The sequence below is a fragment of the Amycolatopsis azurea DSM 43854 genome, from assembly GCF_001995215.1.
Taxonomy (GTDB): Bacteria; Actinomycetota; Actinomycetes; order Mycobacteriales; family Pseudonocardiaceae; genus Amycolatopsis; species Amycolatopsis azurea.
Genome location: NZ_MUXN01000008.1, coordinates 77,811 through 93,644 on the forward strand (window position 1 = coordinate 77,811; position 15,834 = coordinate 93,644).

Annotated in this window: 17 protein-coding genes; 8 read left to right on the forward strand and 9 right to left on the reverse strand. The window is 67.3% G+C overall.

All coding sequences use genetic code 11. The features are described 5' to 3' along the window. Positions 1 to 6: 6 nt before the first annotated feature. The gene (locus tag B0293_RS12170; protein ID WP_005166482.1) at positions 7 to 813 is read left to right on the forward strand and encodes an exodeoxyribonuclease III; all 807 of its coding nucleotides are present in this window, start codon (positions 7 to 9) and stop codon (positions 811 to 813) included. Between the two features lie 25 nt (positions 814 to 838). Next, a complete protein-coding gene (locus B0293_RS12175) occupies positions 839 to 1,750 on the forward strand; it encodes a hypothetical protein (protein ID WP_039919618.1) in 912 nt (303 codons plus the stop codon). Here B0293_RS12175 and B0293_RS12180 read toward each other — a convergent pair. After that, positions 1,744 to 2,244, reverse strand: coding sequence for a cupin domain-containing protein (locus B0293_RS12180; RefSeq protein ID WP_005166478.1), 501 nt, complete (start codon positions 2,242 to 2,244; stop codon positions 1,744 to 1,746). The two genes, B0293_RS12175 and B0293_RS12180, sit on opposite strands and share 7 nt — an antisense overlap. Positions 2,245 to 2,309: 65 nt before the next feature. Here B0293_RS12180 and B0293_RS12185 point away from each other — a divergent pair, with 65 nt between their 5' ends. Further along, the gene (locus tag B0293_RS12185) at positions 2,310 to 2,807 is read left to right on the forward strand and encodes a MarR family winged helix-turn-helix transcriptional regulator (RefSeq protein WP_005166476.1); all 498 of its coding nucleotides are present in this window, start codon (positions 2,310 to 2,312) and stop codon (positions 2,805 to 2,807) included. A gap of 59 nt (positions 2,808 to 2,866) precedes the next feature. Here B0293_RS12185 and B0293_RS12190 read toward each other — a convergent pair whose 3' ends face one another. After that, a complete protein-coding gene (locus tag B0293_RS12190; RefSeq protein ID WP_005166474.1) occupies positions 2,867 to 3,754 on the reverse strand; it encodes a glycoside hydrolase family 19 protein in 888 nt (295 codons plus the stop codon). 399 nt (positions 3,755 to 4,153) lie between these two features. Between B0293_RS12190 and B0293_RS12195 the strand changes: the two genes are divergently transcribed. Further along, positions 4,154 to 4,483 (forward strand): hypothetical protein, encoded by a 330-nt coding sequence (locus B0293_RS12195; protein WP_039919617.1) that lies wholly within the window; start codon positions 4,154 to 4,156, stop codon positions 4,481 to 4,483. Positions 4,484 to 4,988: 505 nt separating this feature from the next. Here B0293_RS12195 and B0293_RS12205 read toward each other — a convergent pair. Continuing rightward, the gene (locus tag B0293_RS12205; RefSeq protein ID WP_005166471.1) at positions 4,989 to 5,735 is read right to left on the reverse strand and encodes a S1 family peptidase; all 747 of its coding nucleotides are present in this window, start codon (positions 5,733 to 5,735) and stop codon (positions 4,989 to 4,991) included. Between the two features lie 163 nt (positions 5,736 to 5,898). Here B0293_RS12205 and trpS point away from each other — a divergent pair, with 163 nt between their 5' ends. Then, positions 5,899 to 6,918: a tryptophan--tRNA ligase gene (trpS, locus tag B0293_RS12210; protein WP_005166470.1), complete on the forward strand. Its 1,020-nt coding sequence runs from the start codon at positions 5,899 to 5,901 to the stop codon at positions 6,916 to 6,918. A 38-nt stretch (positions 6,919 to 6,956) separates the two neighbouring features. After that, positions 6,957 to 7,982 carry a YhjD/YihY/BrkB family envelope integrity protein gene (locus tag B0293_RS12215; RefSeq protein WP_005166469.1) on the forward strand — a complete coding sequence of 342 codons (1,026 nt, stop codon included), beginning with the start codon at positions 6,957 to 6,959 and terminating at the stop codon, positions 7,980 to 7,982. A 4-nt stretch (positions 7,983 to 7,986) separates the two neighbouring features. Here the strand turns inward: B0293_RS12215 and B0293_RS12220 are convergent, their stop codons facing one another. Continuing rightward, entirely contained in the window at positions 7,987 to 9,225 is a 1,239-nt protein-coding gene (locus tag B0293_RS12220; RefSeq protein WP_039919616.1) for a D-alanyl-D-alanine carboxypeptidase family protein, read from the reverse strand. A gap of 43 nt (positions 9,226 to 9,268) precedes the next feature. Here B0293_RS12220 and B0293_RS12225 point away from each other — a divergent pair, with 43 nt between their 5' ends. Both B0293_RS12225 and B0293_RS12230 read left to right on the forward strand, forming a co-directional pair. Next, positions 9,269 to 9,523, forward strand: a complete 255-nt coding sequence (locus B0293_RS12225; protein WP_026467335.1) for an SCO4848 family membrane protein — start codon at positions 9,269 to 9,271, stop codon at positions 9,521 to 9,523. A 78-nt stretch (positions 9,524 to 9,601) separates the two neighbouring features. Continuing rightward, positions 9,602 to 11,014 (forward strand): S8 family peptidase, encoded by a 1,413-nt coding sequence (locus B0293_RS12230; protein WP_005166462.1) that lies wholly within the window; start codon positions 9,602 to 9,604, stop codon positions 11,012 to 11,014. A gap of 65 nt (positions 11,015 to 11,079) precedes the next feature. Here B0293_RS12230 and B0293_RS12235 read toward each other — a convergent pair whose 3' ends face one another. From B0293_RS12235 to sdhC, 5 genes are all read right to left on the reverse strand, one after another. Further along, positions 11,080 to 12,051 (reverse strand): hypothetical protein, encoded by a 972-nt coding sequence (locus tag B0293_RS12235; RefSeq protein ID WP_052014607.1) that lies wholly within the window; start codon positions 12,049 to 12,051, stop codon positions 11,080 to 11,082. 156 nt (positions 12,052 to 12,207) lie between these two features. Beyond that, entirely contained in the window at positions 12,208 to 12,978 is a 771-nt protein-coding gene (locus tag B0293_RS12240; protein ID WP_005165560.1) for a succinate dehydrogenase iron-sulfur subunit, read from the reverse strand. Next, the gene (gene sdhA, locus B0293_RS12245; RefSeq protein WP_005165557.1) at positions 12,978 to 14,732 is read right to left on the reverse strand and encodes a succinate dehydrogenase flavoprotein subunit; all 1,755 of its coding nucleotides are present in this window, start codon (positions 14,730 to 14,732) and stop codon (positions 12,978 to 12,980) included. Before sdhA ends, B0293_RS12240 begins: the two co-directional genes overlap by 1 nt. A 29-nt stretch (positions 14,733 to 14,761) precedes the next feature. Then, positions 14,762 to 15,175 carry a succinate dehydrogenase hydrophobic membrane anchor subunit gene (locus B0293_RS12250; protein WP_005165555.1) on the reverse strand — a complete coding sequence of 138 codons (414 nt, stop codon included), beginning with the start codon at positions 15,173 to 15,175 and terminating at the stop codon, positions 14,762 to 14,764. A gap of 2 nt (positions 15,176 to 15,177) precedes the next feature. After that, the gene (gene sdhC / locus B0293_RS12255) at positions 15,178 to 15,621 is read right to left on the reverse strand and encodes a succinate dehydrogenase, cytochrome b556 subunit (protein ID WP_073847418.1); all 444 of its coding nucleotides are present in this window, start codon (positions 15,619 to 15,621) and stop codon (positions 15,178 to 15,180) included. Positions 15,622 to 15,834: the final 213 nt, after the last annotated feature.

Here is a 15,834-nt window from a genome sequence, read left to right on the forward strand (position 1 = left end):
GGTAGCGTGCGGAGCGTGCTGACCGTCTCCACTGTGAATGTCAACGGCCTCCGTGCCGCCGCGAAAAAAGGCTTCGTCGAGTGGCTGGGCTCGACGAAGGCCGACGTCGTCGCCTGCCAGGAGGTCCGGGCCGAGCTCAAGGAGCTGCCGGCCGGTGCCGCCGCGCCCGAAGGCTGGCACGTGGTGCACGCGCCGTCAGTGCAGAAGGGGCGCAACGGCGTCATGCTCTTCAGCCGGACCGAGCCGGACGAGGTCCGTATCGGTTTCGGCGAGCCCGAATTCGAGGACAGCGGCCGCTATGCCGAGATCCACCTGCCGAACGTCGTGGTCGCGAGCCTGTACCTGCCCAGCGGCGACGTCGGCACCCCTCGCCAGGACGAGAAAGAGCGCTTCATGGCGGCGTTCCTCCCGTACCTCGCCGACCTGCGCGCCAAGGCCGAGGCCGGCGGCCGCGAGGTCGTCGTCGTGGGGGACTGGAACATCGCCTACGACAAGACCGACCTGAAGAACTGGCGCGGGAACCAGAAGAGCTCGGGCTTCCTGCCGGAGGAACGGGAGTGGCTCGGCCGCGTGTTCAGCGAGGCCGGTTACGTCGACGTGCAGCGCAAACTCGACCCGGAAGGCCCCGGCCCGTATACCTGGTGGTCGTACCGCGGGAAGGCGTTCGACAACGACTCGGGCTGGCGCATCGACTGCCAGATCGCCACGCCCGGCCTGGCCGAGCGGTGCACATCGGTCGTGGTCGAGCGCGCCGAGTCCTACGATCAGCGCTGGTCGGACCACGCGCCGGTGACGGCGACCTACTCCGGCTGACCCGCCGGAAGCTCTGGGGGCTGTGATGGAGACGAACGAAGCCAGGCGGATCGAGGCGACGAACGCCGAGCGCTACGCGATGTCCGGCCAGTACGGGTGGGAGTTCAGCCCGGACGCGCCGAACCTCTTGGAGCGCTGGACGGTGCTGCCGTTCAACCAGCGCGGCGACAAGCGGATGGCGTTCGGCGCGCTGAGCGGCGCGTACAACGGGCTTCAGTTCAGCGTCTTCGACTACCACCGCCGTCCGACGGTCACGAGCGTGCACACGCGATGGACCAACAAGAAGGTCAACGAACTCGACACGATCTCGATCGACACGGTCTGGGTGATCACCCTGCCCGCGCCGATGCCGAACTTCCAGATCGTGTCGAGCATCGAAGCCGCCTGGGACGTCGATCAGTACCCCGAGCCCGCCACGGCGGACCGGAAGTTCAACCGCTGGTACAAGCTGATCGACACCGACCCGAACGTCGCGATCGGTGTGCTGACCCCGCAGGTCGCCGCCACGATGCGGTCGTCGAAGCTGCACACCTGGTCGCTGGTGGGCTCGGAACTGGTCTACGTCGAGAATCCGACGTTCGGCCGGACCAAGCCGGACGACGTGCTCTTGACGTTGGGACACCTCGGGAAGCTGGTGTCGCTGCTGCCGTTCCACCTCGGTGGCGGGCAGCCCGCCGCGCCGGCGCCGCAACAGCCCCAGTACCCGCAACAGATGCAGTACCCGCAACAGCCGTATCCGCAGCAGAACCCCGGCTATCAGCAGCAGTATCCGCCTCCGCCGCAGTACGGCCAGCCGCCGTATCCGCCGCAGCAGCCGGGATATCCGCAACCGCAGTACCCACAACCTCAATACCCGCAGCCCGGGTATCCGCCGCATGGCCATCCGCAGCCGGGTCCGTACGGGCCGCCGCCGGGATATCCGCCGCGCGGTTACTGACGGGACTTCGCGCTCTCCGTCCACACTGGACTTTCGACGAAGTGGTTGTCGAATTTCTCCTGGCTGTCCAAGAGATCCTGGACGGTCGCCTCGCCGTGGCCGACTTTTTCCAGCAGGCGGAAGTAGTCGAACCGTTCCACGCCGGGGATGAACACGATCAGCACGTCCGCGGCCGAGTCCACGGCCGCGCGGAACGCGTGCGTGGTCAGCGGCGGGACGACGAGCATGTCGCCCTCGGAAACGGTGACGATCTCTTCTCCCACAAGGACTTCCAGCTTCCCGCTGAGCATGAAGAACATCTCGGAGGAGCCGGTGTGGTAGTGCGGCGCCGCTCCATCGGCGCCGACGCCTAGCTGTGTTCTCGCGCTGCTCATGACCCCGCCTGTCGTCGAGACGTCGGCGAGCAGGGTGACGAGCGTGGGGGCCGCGCCGACGGTCTCGGCTTCGGCGGCGCGGACGAGGACGGGTTCGCGGGCTTCGATGCTCTGTGTCATGCCTCGATAGTTCCACTGCTGATAGTTCGCTGTCAAACTATCTCCTGTCGAATAGACTGCGGGACGTGAGTGAAGAGCAGAACGTCGACGCGATCGACCACGTGGTCGGCGCCTGGCGGCGGGAACGACCGGAACTGGACCTGACCGCGATCGGGGTCGCCGGGCGACTCGGGCGCGTGGTCCTGCTGACCACGCCGATGGTGGAGGCCGTGTTCGCGAAGCACGGCTTGAAACAGGGCGAGTTCGACGTGCTGGCGGCGCTCAGGCGATCCGGGAAGCCGTACACGCTGATCCCGTCCGAGCTGTCCGCGACGCTGATGATGTCCCGGGCCGGGATGACCAGCCGGATCGACAGGCTGGAGACGGCCGGTCTGGTCGAGCGGGCGCTCGACCCCGAGGACCGGCGCAGCTTCCGGGTCACGCTGACCGAGCGCGGGTTCGAAGTCGTCGACGCCGCGATGACCGAACACACGGCGAATGTCGCGAAGCTGCTCTCGCCGCTGGGCGGCGACCTCGAAGTCCTGGACGGAGCGCTGCGCAGGCTGCTGGGTTCTCTCGAATGACGAAAGGGGCCCTTCGCCGCGTCACCTGCGGCGAAGGGCCCCTTCGGTCCATGGATGGATCAGCAGGACAGGTTGCCGCCGGGGTCGACCCCGAGGATCCCGGTGAACTGCTTGTACTTGCTCACGCGGCTCTGCACCTGGCCGGGGTTGCCACCGTTGCACTCGAGGCTGCCGTTGATGCTGCGGATGGTCTCACCGAAGCCGCGGCTGTTGACCATCGCGTCGTGCGGGGTCATCGTGCCCGGACCGTTCTGGGTCATCCAGTACCAGATGCCGGTCTTCCAGGCGACCGCCGCGTCGTTCTGCACCAGCCACGGGTTGGTCAGCAGCGGCAGGCCCAGCGCGTCGCCGGCGGCCTTGTAGTTGAAGTTCCAGCTCAGCTGGATCGGGCCGCGGCCGTAGTACGCGGCGTTGCCCGCCGGACAGCCGTAGGACTGGCTCGTGTCGCAGTAGTGCGGGTAGTTTGCTTCGTTCTGCTCGACCACGTAGACCAGGCCGCCGGTCTCGTGGCTGACGTTCGCCAGGAAGGCGGCCGCTTCCTGCTTCTTCACGGTGTCACTGCCCGTGCCGGCGAAGGCCGGGTATGCGCTGAGGGCGGTGACCAGGCCGTTGTAGGTGTAGAAGGCGTTCCGGCTCGGGAACATCTGGTTGAACTGTGCTTCGCTGACCACGAAGCCGGACGGGTTCGGCGGGTTGGTCGTGCCGCCGCCGCAGGCGCCCTGATCAGCCCAAACCTGCGCTGTACCTGGGGTTTCGTTCTGCGTCCACCACTTCGCGGACCAGTTGTGCCCGTTGTGGGAGGCGGTGTTGCCTCCCCAGTAGACCGAGCTCGCGTTCCACGGCGTCGTGCAGTCCGCGGCCGAGGCGGACTGGGCCGGGACGACCACGGCGACCGTCGTGGCGGCGAAGGTGGCGGCGACCGCCGCGAGAATACGTCGAAGAGACATCGGTGGCTCCTTCGTACGAGGGGACCATGCAGGGAGATTGGTCTATACCTTTTAAGGGGTATGGCCAACAGGTATAGACCATTGCGCACAAGAAACCAACCGGGGAAAGTCGGATCGTGCCTGTTCGGCCGTGTGGTGACATCCGAACGGCCTAATGCTGTCCGGTTTTGTCGGAAACCCATTTCGTACGCGACAACTCTGAGAAGAGGGGTGCTCGAAAGATCCCCCCTGTGAGGGGCTAGTGTCGTGCCCCGAGTTGATCAGAACCCACAGGTCTTGACACGCTCGGTAGTTTTTTGACCAGCAGCCTGGAAATGCTCACTCTTTCGGGTTAGCGTTCCGGTTCGGCAAAGTCACGTCACGGGAGGCACTCCGGTGCGGAACCCAGTTCATCTCCTGATGCGCTCGGCCCTGCCCGCGGCCAGGGCCACGGCGGTCATCGCGATCCCGGTCGCGCTGCTCGTCGCGGGCGCTGTCCCGGCGTCGGCCGCGGAGGCGACGTCACGCTCGGAGATGGCGTTCGGTCTTCTGGGCCCGGTCGGCCTGATCGCCGTCGCGCTCGGCATCGTCGGCATGGCCTTCGGTGTGTTCCGTCAGCGCCGGAAGGCCCGCGCGGCCGCGGCCACCCCCGCTCCCGCCGCCCCGGCCCAGCCCACCACCCCGCACGTCGCCGCGATGGCGGAGGCCGTCCTCACCGACGACGCCCTCGCTCGCCAGCGGCGCCCCTGACCTGCGCCCTCTCCGCCCCGGATCGCGTTTAGGGGGCGAAACGCAGGTCGGCCCCGGATCGCGATTAGCCCGCTAAACGCAGGTCGGCGCCCGGAAACGGCGGATCGCACTTAGGCCGCTAAAGGCGAAGTGCGGATTTCTTGGGTAGGGACACCTAGTCCGGCCCGGATTGTTTAGGTACGCGGCGATCGCCACGCTCGGGTGCATGACGGTGACGCAACGTCGCAGCCGGCCCGGTGATCCGTTCCCCCGGGCCCTGGACCAGGCGATCGCGGACAGCGGTCTCGGACTCGACCGGATCCGCCACCGGCTCGCCCGGCAGGGCGTCCGGATCAGTGTCGCGACCTTGAGCTACTGGCGGACAGGAAGAAGCCGCCCCGAGCGATGCGACTCCCTGAAGGCGGTCGCACTGCTGGAGCGGCTCTTCGAACTTCCGCACGGTTCCTTGCTGAACCGGCTGGGACCGCGCCGCCCCAGGGGGCGGTGGGGCGACGCGGGACCCGGGTCAGACTCCGGAGTTGCTGCGGATCCAGCTGCGGAAGTAGGGGACGTCCACGTAGATCGACGGCCCGGTCGCGCAGGTGCTGCTGTTGTTCCCGGCGCGGCTGGTGGCGCCGATCAGCTGCCAGACACCGTTGACCTGCTTCACCTGCGGGCCGCCCGAGTCGCCGTAGCAGGCGCCCTTGTTCCCGCCGGGGTTGTTGGTGCAGATCTCGCTCGCGCCGCTGATCCCGAGACACTTGTTGTCGGCGACGATCGAGGTGTCCAGCTGCTGCAGGGTGATCGGGGCACCGCAGCCGCCCTGCGGGGCGCAGGTCTGGCCCCAGCCGATGATCCGCGTCGCGGTGCCGACGGCCCCGGACGCGTCGGCGATCGTGACCGGCGCCTGCGAAACCGACGTCGAGAGGCGCAGCAGCGCCAGGTCGGCGCTCGGGTGGGCGATCCGCTGGGCCACGCGGGCCACGGTGCCGCCGCTGGTGCGGTTCGTGGTGCCGACGCGCACCTGAGCCGGCGTGCCACAGTGCTTCGCGGTGACCACCCAGGTCGCGCTGATCAGTGAGCCACCACACTGGTGCCCACCGGAGCTCGACTGCTGGGACACCATGAACGAGTAGACCTGGGTCGCGTTGCCGCCGCCGACGATGTTCGGCTGGACGCCGCCGGTGGGCTCAGCCGCCGTGGCGACCCCGGGAAGCGTGAACACGGCCGCAGCCGCGATGGCCAAGCCCATCAGCAGGGATCGTGCCTTCATCTGGGTTCTCCTTCGGTGTGGCCGGAAGATCCGGTGCCATGAACGCTAGGAATCGGACACCGCGCCCAGAACCGTCGGAAGTATGTGTCGTTTAACCGTTTAGACCGTTTGGCGGGACCGACCTCCGATGACCCGCCGCGACGCGGCCTGACAGAATCCGGGCGTGTCCGACGAACTGAAGCGCCCGCGGGTGCTCTCCGGGATCCAGCCGACCGCCGACTCGTTCCACCTGGGCAACTACCTGGGTGCGCTGCGGCAATGGGTGCGGCTGCAGGACACCCACGAGACCTTCTACATGGTCGTCGACCTGCACGCGATCACCGTCGAGCAGGACCCGAAGGTGCTGCGCGACCGCACGCGCCGCTCGGCCGCGCAGTTGCTCGCGCTCGGCGTCGACCCGGCCCGCAGCGCGCTGTTCGTCCAGAGCCAGGTGCCCGAGCACGCCCAGCTGAGCTGGGTGCTGGAGTGCCAGACCGGGTTCGGCGAAGCCGGCCGGATGACGCAGTTCAAGGACAAGGCCGCGAAACAGGGCACGGATCGCGCCAGCGTCGGCCTGTTCACCTACCCGGTCCTGCAGGCCGCGGACATCCTGCTGTACCAGGCGAACGAGGTCCCCGTCGGCGAGGACCAGCGGCAGCACCTGGAGCTGACGCGCAACCTCGCGCAGCGGTTCAACAACCGCTACGGCAAGACGTTCACCGTGCCGGAGGCGCATATCGTCAAGGACACGGCGAAGATCTACGACCTGCAGGACCCGACCGCGAAGATGAGCAAGTCCTCGTCGACCGGCAACGGCCTCATCGAGCTGCTCGAAGACCCGAAGAAGTCGGCGAAGAAGGTCCGGTCGGCGGTCACCGACACCGGCCGCGAGATCATCTTCGACACCGAGAACAAGCCGGGTGTCTCGAACCTGCTGACGATCCTCTCCGCGCTGACCGACGAGCCGGTCGACGCGCTCGTCACCGCGTACGAGGGCAAGGGCTACGGCGACCTGAAGAAGGGCGTCGGCGAGGCGTTCGTCGAGTGGGTCACGCCGGTGCAGGAACGCGTCCAGTCCTACATGGACGACGTCGCCGAGCTCGACAAGGCGTTGGCCCTCGGCGCGCAACGGGCGCGGGAAGTCGCTTCGGTGACGCTGCGGAACGTCTACGAGAACATCGGGTTCCTTCCCCCGGCAGGTTGATTCGCGCTGCGATGTCGCCGCCGCGTGGTTAGCGTTTCATGGTGGCGAAAGATGACGGCGCGAAGCCGGAAGAGGACAAGCTGTTACCTCGCCTGAGGCGGAAGTACGGCTGGCTCGATCACCTCATCCGGGCCAACGACGCCTTCACCGAGCGCTACGGCAACCACTACGCCGCCGCCATCACCTACTTCAGTGTGCTTTCGGTGATCCCGATCCTGATGGTCGCTTTCGCGGTCATCGGGATCGTGCTCCGTGGCGACACCGCGGTGACGAACCAGCTCGTCGATGGGATCCAGAAGTCGGTCCCGGCCGGACTGAGCGATCTGGTCGGCAGCATCATCAAGGCCGCGCTGGAGTCCGGCGGCGGTATCGGGGTGTTCGGTCTGCTGCTCGCGCTGTACTCCGGCATCGGCTGGATGACGAACCTGCGTGACGCGCTGACCGCCCAGTGGGGCCAGGAAAAGCAGCAGTTGCCGCTGGTGTCGACGACGATCAAGGACCTGCTGTCACTGATCGGCCTCGGCCTCGCGCTGGTGGTGTCGTTCGGCCTCACCGCCGCGGGCAGCGGTGTCGGACGCTTCCTGCTCGAACTGGTCGGCTTGGAAGAGCAGAGCTGGGCCAAGTTCCTGCTGAAGGTCGCGACCATTCTGCTCGGCCTGCTCGCGAACACCCTGGTCTTCCTGTGGGTCATCGCGAGGCTGCCCCGCGAGCACGTCGCGCTGCGCAGCGCGGTCAAGGGCGCGATCTTCGCCGCCGTCGGGTTCATCGTGCTCCAGCAGGCCGCGACCGTTTACCTCGGCAGTGTCACGAAGTCGCCGGCGTTCACGTTGTTCGGCCCGGTGATCGGCCTGCTCGTGTTCGCGAATCTCGTTTCGCGGTTCCTGCTGTTCGTCACCGCGTGGACGGCGACGGCGAAGGAGAACATGCGGACGGTCATCGAGCCGCCGGCCCCGGTGCTGATCCACCCGAGGGTGACCGTTCAGCAAGGGCCGGGGCTCGGTGCGGTCGGCGGGGCTTTCGCGACCGGAGCGCTTTTGGGCTGGTTCGGCCGCCGAAAGTCCTGATCTCCTACTCGCCCACCATGGCCTTCTTGCGCTGGTGACCGATGACGAACGACGCCACGATGATCAGGAAGACGACCAGCGTGATGATCCAGCCGGTCACCCCGAACGGGTCTTCGGCCGCCGCCGCGGCACCGCTGTTCGACGCGTTGTCGGCGTTCGGCGCGGCCGACGCCTGGCCCGCGTCCACGGCTTCCGTCGGCTTGTAGTCGATACGCCCGACCGATTCGGCCTTGGCCTCGCGCAGCGCGATGCCGTAGTCGAGGAGCTTCGCCGCCTGTTCGACGACGCGCGTCGGGCGCTGTTCGGCGCGGAGCATCACGACCGCGACCCGGTGACCGTTCTGGAGCGCGCCGCCGACGTAGGTGTGCCGCGCGTCGTCGGTGAAGCCGGTCTTGCCGCCGATGAACCCGGGGTAGGAGCCGAGGAGCTTGTTGTCGTTGTAGATCGTGATGACCGGCTTTCCCGCGGTGGGCGGGATTTCGAAGCTCTTGGTCTTGACCACCTGCGCGAATTCCGGCTTCTTCATCGCGTAGTGGAAGATCAGGCTCATGTCGTAGGCCGAGGTCGACATCCCCGGGCCGTCGAGCCCGGACGGTGTCGCGGCGCGGGTGTCCGTGGCGCCGATGCGGGTGGCCAGCGCGTTCATCTTCGCGACCGTGGCGTCGACGCCGCCGAGCACGGTGGAGAGCGCGTGCGCCGCGTCGTTGCCGGAGTGCATCAGCAGTCCGTGCAGCAGTTGGTCCACTGTGTACTGACCGCCGGCGCCGATGCCGACGCAGGTGCACTCCTGCTCGGCGTCCTCTTTGGTCGGGGTGATGATCGTTTCCGGCTTGAGCTCGGTGACCACGACCAGTCCCAGCAGGACCTTGATCAGCGACGCCGGCCGCTGACGGGCGTGCGGATCCTTCGCGGCGATGACGTCGCCGTTTTCGAGGTCTTGCAGCACCCAGGACGCGGAGGTGTCGCCGTCCGGCGGGTTCAGCGCGCGCTTCGGCAGCACGAGCCCGCATTCGGCCATCCGGTCGCCGCCCACCGGGACCGGCGGGACCGGCAACGGCGCGGGCACGGCCTCTCCGGGGCGTGGCTTCTCGGAGGTGTCGATCGGCGCGGGAGGCGTCGTCTTGTTCGCGCACGGCTGCGCCTGGGCAGGTGGCTTCGGGGCGGCTGTGGCCACCGGCGTCACCGCGAGGGCGAGCACACCGGAAACGAGGACCATGAGCGACCGGGAGATAGCGCTGTGCACCCGAGCAATGTAGCGTCGCCGGGCTCGCTGCATACTCAGGGGCATGCGCATTTCGCGAGGTACTTCGATGTTCCTGCTGGGTTTCGGCGTGTGGTCGTGGATCATCTGGATCACGTTCGCCAAGAACCTCTGGGACAGCGACCGCGCCTGGGCGGCCGACGGTTCGCCCACCGCCTACTTCATCGTGCACGCGGTGCTGACGGTCGTCTCGTTCGTGCTCGGCACCATCATCGGCCTGATCGGTCTGCGCACGCTTCGTGGCGCCAAGTCACGGGATGCGGAAAAGGCTGACGCCTGATCCGGTTTGTCGTCCTTTTGACGGTGGTGGGCGGGCTTCGGCTCGCTTACGTTCACTCCACCGAATCATGGAGGTGGAATGTCCCGGATCAGACGCCTGCTCGTCCCCGCGCTCGTCGTGGCGGCGGCGGGAAGTGTGTTCGTGGCCCCGTCGGCCGGCGCCGCGCCCGCGCCGCAGTGCGACACCGCGAGCGCGCCGTTCAACTACGTGGTGCTCTACAACCCGCGTACCCCGGAGCGCAAGGTCGACAGCGAGCTGCGCGCGAAGTGCGGCGAGAAGGTCGCGTACTACCCGGAGATCGGGGTCGCGGTGGCGACCTCGCGCAACGCCGACTTCCAGGAGAAGATCGGCGTCTTCCGCGCCTACTCGGGCGGCCGTGACGTGGCGTTCCCGCCGGCGGCCTCGGCCCGTTCGACCCGCTCCGCCGTGGTCGACACCAAGGAGAGCGAAGAGACCACCAGCGTCGCGGTCGAGGACGACCTCTCGGCCCAGCAGTGGGACATGCGGGCGATCCAGGCTCCCGAGGCGAACAAAGTCTCCGGTGGCAGCCGCTCGGTGACCGTCGGCGTGCTGGACTCGGGCATCGAGCCCACCCACCCCGCGCTGAAGGCGGCCCTGGACCCGAAGACGTCCGCGGGCTGCAACACCGGCGCGCCCGACACGACGCCCGCCGCGTGGGCGCCGACGAACTCCGACCACGGCACCCACGTCGCCGGCACCATCGCGGGCAAGGACACCGCGCGCGGCTTCACGGGCGTCGCGCCCGGCGTCAAGCTGGCGTCGGTGAAGGTCGTGAACGACGACGGCCTGATCCTCCCCGAAGCCGCCGTGTGCGGGTTCATGTGGGCGGCGAAGCACCGCTTCCCGGTCACGAACAACAGCTACTACATCGACCCGGGCATGTTCTACTGCTCGAAGGAGCCGGGCGACGCGGCCGCGTACGAGGCCGTCCGCCGTGCGGTGACCTACTCGACCGGCCGTGGCGTGCTGAACGTCGCCGCCGCCGGCAACAGCGGCTTCGACCCGGACAAGCAGACCGTCGACCCGAACCGGCCGCACCCGGTCGACTCGAGCTGCGGCATCCTGCCCAAGGCCATCGACGGCGTCGTGACCGTTTCGGCCATCGGCTACGCGGGCTCGAAGTCGTCGTACAGCAACTACGGCAACGACGTCTCGGTCACCGCTCCCGGCGGCGACCGCGCCCAGCTGCCGCCCACCGGCCAGGGTGCCGGTTGCCCGCTGTCGACCATCTTCAACGGCGCGTACGGCACCAAGTGCGGCACGTCGATGGCGTCCCCGCACGCCGCCGGTGTCGCCGCGCTGCTGGCTTCCAAGTACCGCCACGCTCCGCCGCGGCTGCTGACCTGGCTGCTGGAGCACCAGGCCGACACCGTCGAATGCGGTACCGCCGCGCCGGTCTGTGAAGGCCCGGCGAAGGACAACTCCTACTACGGGCATGGCCGTGTCAACGCCCTGGACGCGGTGAAGTAGCTCGCTAAGTAAGTGATTGCGCGTGAAGGCCCCCTTCCCTCGGCTCAGCCGAGGGAAGGGGGCCTTCACGCGGCGTTGGCGTCGGTGACGTGGACAGTGGGGCGTGGGCGAGCGGAAGCGACTTCGTGCGCGGCGATCAGTTCCCCGATCACGCCGGCGGGATCGTCTCGGAGCCGTGAGGGAAGCGTCTGCACGACGAGGATTCCGGCAGCGGTATAGCGGGTGTTCCGGTTCAAGGTTCGCGAGTAGTCGGCCCGCCGGAAATGGAAATCGAACGAGTCGATCTCCCAGGCGAGGGCGATATCGTCCCACCACGCGTCCGGGCGCCCCAGGTACTCGCCACGATGATCCAGGACCTTGCAATTCCAATGGCTCGGTGGTGTGGGCAAGCGGCGGCTGAGGGTGCGCGCACGTGATTCGGCCATCGAGCGGATATCGATCCAGCTCGAAAGCAGCCGCCGGGGGATCGCGGTTCCCCGTTGAGTACCGCTGTTGAGTTCCCCTAGCAGGGCTTGCGGTGAACAACGACCACTTTGGACGGCTTCGATCAGTACTTCTTCCACGGGGCCGGATTCGCGAAGTCGCCGGACCGCGTCTGTGGTCGCGCGAACGAGAGGCGCCGTTGGTACCCCTTTTATCGCCCTCGGCTTCGGAAACCTGATCGTCCGCTCCATGGTGACGAATCCGGTACTGCGGACCTTGCGTTCATGCGGAATGAGCATGTGCAGATCGTTGCCTTGGGGGAGCGCCGCAGGGCGCAATCCGTGCTGAAGGCAGGCCGCGACGCCGGTGAGCATGCTTTTACCGCCGCTGTAGAGCAACGCTGCGGATATCAGTTCTTCCGGTCTCGGTTCTGTGTTGTGCAGAAGCACGATGCCCGGTAGCAGTCGTTGCCAGGGACCACCTGGCAGGCAGCGCGCGTAGATCGTGCTGCTGCTCATGTCCTCGGATTCCAGGTCTGCGACCCGGATGACGCCGTTGCGACTTCGCTCCAGCAGCAGTTCGGGATGCTGAGCCCATCTCCCCCTGTTGACCATGAAACTCAGGATGGGCCCGGTGCCGGCCTCCGCGCCAGACCCTCTACCCAGACCTGTGGATAACCCGCTCCCTGTGGATAACTCCTGAAGCGCGTGAAGGCCCCCTTCCCTCGGCTCAGCCGAGGGAAGGGGGCCTTCACGCGCAAAGCGGCAGCCTTAGACGCGCTTGAAGAGCAGGGCGCGCTTAACCTCTTGGATCGCTTTAGTGACCTGGATACCGCGCGGGCAGGCGTCGGTGCAGTTGAAGGTCGTGCGGCAGCGCCAGACACCCTCGGAGTCGTTCAGGATGTCGAGCCGCTCTTCGGCGCCTTCGTCACGCGAGTCGAAGATGAACCGGTGCGCGTTGACGATCGCGGCCGGGCCGAAGTACGAGCCGTCGTTCCAGTACACCGGGCACGAGGACGTGCAGCAGGCGCACAGGATGCACTTGGTCGTGTCGTCGAACCGGTCGCGGTCGGCCTGCGACTGGATCCGCTCGCGCGTGGGCTCGTTCCCGTAGGCGATCAGGTACGGCTTCACCGCACGGTACGCCTCGAAGAACGGGTCCATGTCGACGTAAAGGTCCTTGAGCGTGGTCAGACCCTTGATCGGCGCGATGGTGATCGTGGTCTTCTTGCCGTCCTGCGACAGCAGGTCCTTCATCAGGACCTTGCACGCCAGCCGGTTGATGCCGTTGATCTGCATCGCGTCGGACCCGCAGACGCCGTGCGCGCACGAGCGGCGGAACGAGAACGTCCCGTCGATGTAGTCCTTCACGTAGAAGAGCAGGTTCAGCAGCCGGTCGGTGCGCTGCGCCGGGACGTCGTAGGACTCCCAGTGCGGCTCGGTGTCGACCTCGGGGTTGAACCGGAGGATCTTCAGCGTGACGGTGATCGGCGTGTGGTCGGAGGACACGGCCTCCGACTTCTCGGGGGTGGCCGTGGTCATCAGTACTTCCGCTCCATCGGTTCGTAGCGGGTGAAGGTCACCGGCTTGTAGTCGAGCCGGACGTCCGCCGACAGGCCGTCGCCCTGCTTGTAGGCCATGGTGTGCCGCATGAAGTTCGTGTCGTCGCGGTTCGGGTAGTCCTCGCGCGCGTGCCCGCCGCGGGATTCCTTGCGCGCCAGGGCGCCGACGACCAGGACCTCGGCGAGTTCGAGCAGGAAGCCCAGCTCGACGGCTTCGAGGACGTCGGTGTTGTACCGCTTCCCCTTGTCCGACACGGTGATCCGCTCGTAGCGCTCCTTCAGCGCCTGCACGTCGGTCAGCGCCTGCTTCAGCGTGTCCTCGGTGCGGTACACCGAAGCGTGCGAGTCCATCGTCTTCTGCAGCTCGGTGCGGATGTCGGCGACGCGCTCGTCACCGTGCTCCGAAAGCAGCAGCGACAGCTGCTCCTCCACCACGCGAGTCGGGTTCTCCGGCAGCTCGATGTGCTCGTGCGCCAGCGCGTACTCCGCGGCGGCGATGCCGGCGCGACGGCCGAAGACGTTGATGTCCAGCAGCGAGTTGGTGCCGAGCCGGTTCGAGCCGTGCACGGACACGCACGCCACCTCGCCGGCGGCGTACAGGCCGGGGATGACGTTTTCGTTGTCCCGCAACGCTTCGCCGTGGATGTTGGTCGGGATTCCGCCCATCACGTAGTGGCAGGTCGGGAACACCGGCACCGGCTCCGTCACCGGGTCGACGCCCAGGTACGTCCGCGAGAACTCCATGATGTCCGGGAGCTTCGCGTTCAGCGTCTCTTCCGGGATGTGCGTGACGTCGAGGACGACGTAGTCCTTGTTCGGCCCGCAACCGCGGCCCTGGAGCACTTCCTGCACCATCGACCGGGCGACGATGTCACGCGGCGCGAGGTCCTTGATGGTGGGGGCGTAGCGCTCCATGAACCGCTCGCCGTCGGCGTTGCGGAGGATGCCGCCTTCACCGCGCACGGCCTCGGAGATGAGGATGCCGAGCCCGGCCAGACCTGTCGGGTGGAACTGGAAGAACTCCATGTCCTCCAGCGGCAGGCCCTTGCGGAAGATGATGCCGAGGCCGTCACCGGTGAGGGTGTGCGCGTTCGACGTCGTCTTGAAGATCTTGCCCGCGCCGCCGGTGGCGAACACGATCGACTTCGCCTGGAAGACGTGCAGCTCGCCGGTCGCCAGCTCGTAGGCGACGACGCCGGACGCGGCCGGGTTGCCGTTCTCGTCCGGGGTCAGGACCAGGTCGAGCACGTAGAACTCGTTGAAGAACTCGGTGCCGTGCTTGACACAGTTTTGGTACAGCGTCTGCAGGATCATGTGCCCGGTGCGGTCCGCGGCGTAGCAGGCGCGGCGCACCGCGGCCTTGCCGTGGTCACGGGTGTGCCCGCCGAAGCGGCGCTGGTCGATCTTGCCTTCGGGCGTCCGGTTGAACGGCAGGCCCATCTTTTCGAGGTCGAGGACCGCGTCGATGGCTTCCTTCGCCATGATCTCGGCGGCGTCCTGGTCGACCAGGTAGTCGCCGCCCTTGATCGTGTCGAAGGTGTGCCACTCCCAGTTGTCCTCTTCGACGTTCGCCAGCGCGGCGCACATGCCGCCCTGGGCGGCGCCGGTGTGCGAACGCGTCGGGTAGAGCTTGGTGAGGACCGCGGTGCGGGCACGCTGGCCGGACTCGATGGCCGCGCGCATGCCGGCGCCACCGGCGCCGACGATCACCACGTCGTACTTGTGGAACTGCATGGATGACTCCGCTTAACGTGTGGTGGGCGTCAGTTGGCCGAGATGCCGGGATCGAAGGTGAAGATCACCATCGTGCCGACGGCGAGGATCAGCACCATCGAGACGTAGAGCACGATCTTCAGCCAGAACCGGGTGCTGTCCTTGCGGGCGTAGTCGTCGATGATCGTGCGCAGCCCGTTGCCGCCGTGGATCTCGGCGAGCCACAGCATCGACAGGTCCCAGAACTGCCAGAACGGCGAGGCCCAGCGGCCGGCGACGAAGCCCCAGTTGATGCGGTGCACGCCGCCGTCGAGGATGTTCATGATGAACAGGTGGCCGAGCACCAGCACGATCAGGGCGAGGCCCGAGATGCGCATGAACAGCCAGCTGTAGAGCTCGAAGTTGCTGCGGCGGGCGGCGGCGCGCTTCGGGGCGCGCGGGCGCTCGAGAGCGAGTTCAGCCATGGTCAGTTACCCCCGAACAGCGTCTCGACGGTGCGCTTCATCATGAAGAAGGCACCGGGAATCATCACCACGACCCAGATGGCCAGGATGGTCCAGAGCATCGGCTTCTGGAACTTCGGTCCCTTCTCCCAGAAGTCGACCAGCATGACCCGGATGCCGTTGAGCGCGTGGAACAGCACCGCGCCGACGAGGCCGACCTCGAGGAGGTTGACCAGCGGGGTCTTGTAGGTCTCGATGACCTCGTTGTACGTGTCGGGCGACACGCGCACGAGCGCGGTGTCGAGCACGTGCACGAAGAGAAAGAAGAATGTCAGCACGCCGGTGATGCGGTGCAGCACCCAGGACCACATACCGGGGTCGCCCCGGTAGAAGGTCCCTTGCCGGCGTGAGGCACCCGCCCGATCGCTCGCGGCCGCCTCGGTGGCGGTGCTAGCCGTGGTGGACATCGGTGAACGGCCTCCAACGTCATGGCTTGGGCCCGCTGACCGCTGGTTTCCGCGCCTGCGCCGGGTCGTCCACCTGGGGACGGCTCCGGCGACGGTGCCGAGATCATGGTCATCGAGCGTGGATGAAAAGGATGCTAGACCCGCACCTCACGGTGGGCTCACCTCCGGGTTCCTCTGTGTGATGGACCAGACATCGAGGGCCCCGCACGATCG

Excerpts from the sequence above, each read along its gene's own strand:
- sdhC (WP_073847418.1), bottom strand. The coding sequence starts at position 15,621 with ATGTCCACCACGGCTAGCACCGCCACCGAGGCGGCCGCGAGCGATCGG.
- B0293_RS12235 (WP_052014607.1), bottom strand. The coding sequence starts at position 12,051 with ATGGTCAACAGGGGGAGATGGGCTCAGCATCCCGAACTGCTGCTGGAG.
- sdhA (WP_005165557.1), bottom strand. The coding sequence starts at position 14,732 with ATGCAGTTCCACAAGTACGACGTGGTGATCGTCGGCGCCGGTGGCGCC.
- B0293_RS12175 (WP_039919618.1), top strand. The coding sequence starts at position 839 with ATGGAGACGAACGAAGCCAGGCGGATCGAGGCGACGAACGCCGAGCGC.
- B0293_RS12190 (WP_005166474.1), bottom strand. The coding sequence starts at position 3,754 with ATGTCTCTTCGACGTATTCTCGCGGCGGTCGCCGCCACCTTCGCCGCC.
- B0293_RS12205 (WP_005166471.1), bottom strand. The coding sequence starts at position 5,735 with ATGAAGGCACGATCCCTGCTGATGGGCTTGGCCATCGCGGCTGCGGCC.
- B0293_RS12230 (WP_005166462.1), top strand. The coding sequence starts at position 9,602 with ATGTCCCGGATCAGACGCCTGCTCGTCCCCGCGCTCGTCGTGGCGGCG.
- B0293_RS12250 (WP_005165555.1), bottom strand. The coding sequence starts at position 15,175 with ATGGCTGAACTCGCTCTCGAGCGCCCGCGCGCCCCGAAGCGCGCCGCC.
- B0293_RS12180 (WP_005166478.1), bottom strand. The coding sequence starts at position 2,244 with ATGACACAGAGCATCGAAGCCCGCGAACCCGTCCTCGTCCGCGCCGCC.
- B0293_RS12225 (WP_026467335.1), top strand. The coding sequence starts at position 9,269 with ATGCGCATTTCGCGAGGTACTTCGATGTTCCTGCTGGGTTTCGGCGTG.
- B0293_RS12195 (WP_039919617.1), top strand. The coding sequence starts at position 4,154 with ATGCGCTCGGCCCTGCCCGCGGCCAGGGCCACGGCGGTCATCGCGATC.
- B0293_RS12215 (WP_005166469.1), top strand. The coding sequence starts at position 6,957 with ATGGTGGCGAAAGATGACGGCGCGAAGCCGGAAGAGGACAAGCTGTTA.
- B0293_RS12240 (WP_005165560.1), bottom strand. The coding sequence starts at position 12,978 with ATGACCACGGCCACCCCCGAGAAGTCGGAGGCCGTGTCCTCCGACCAC.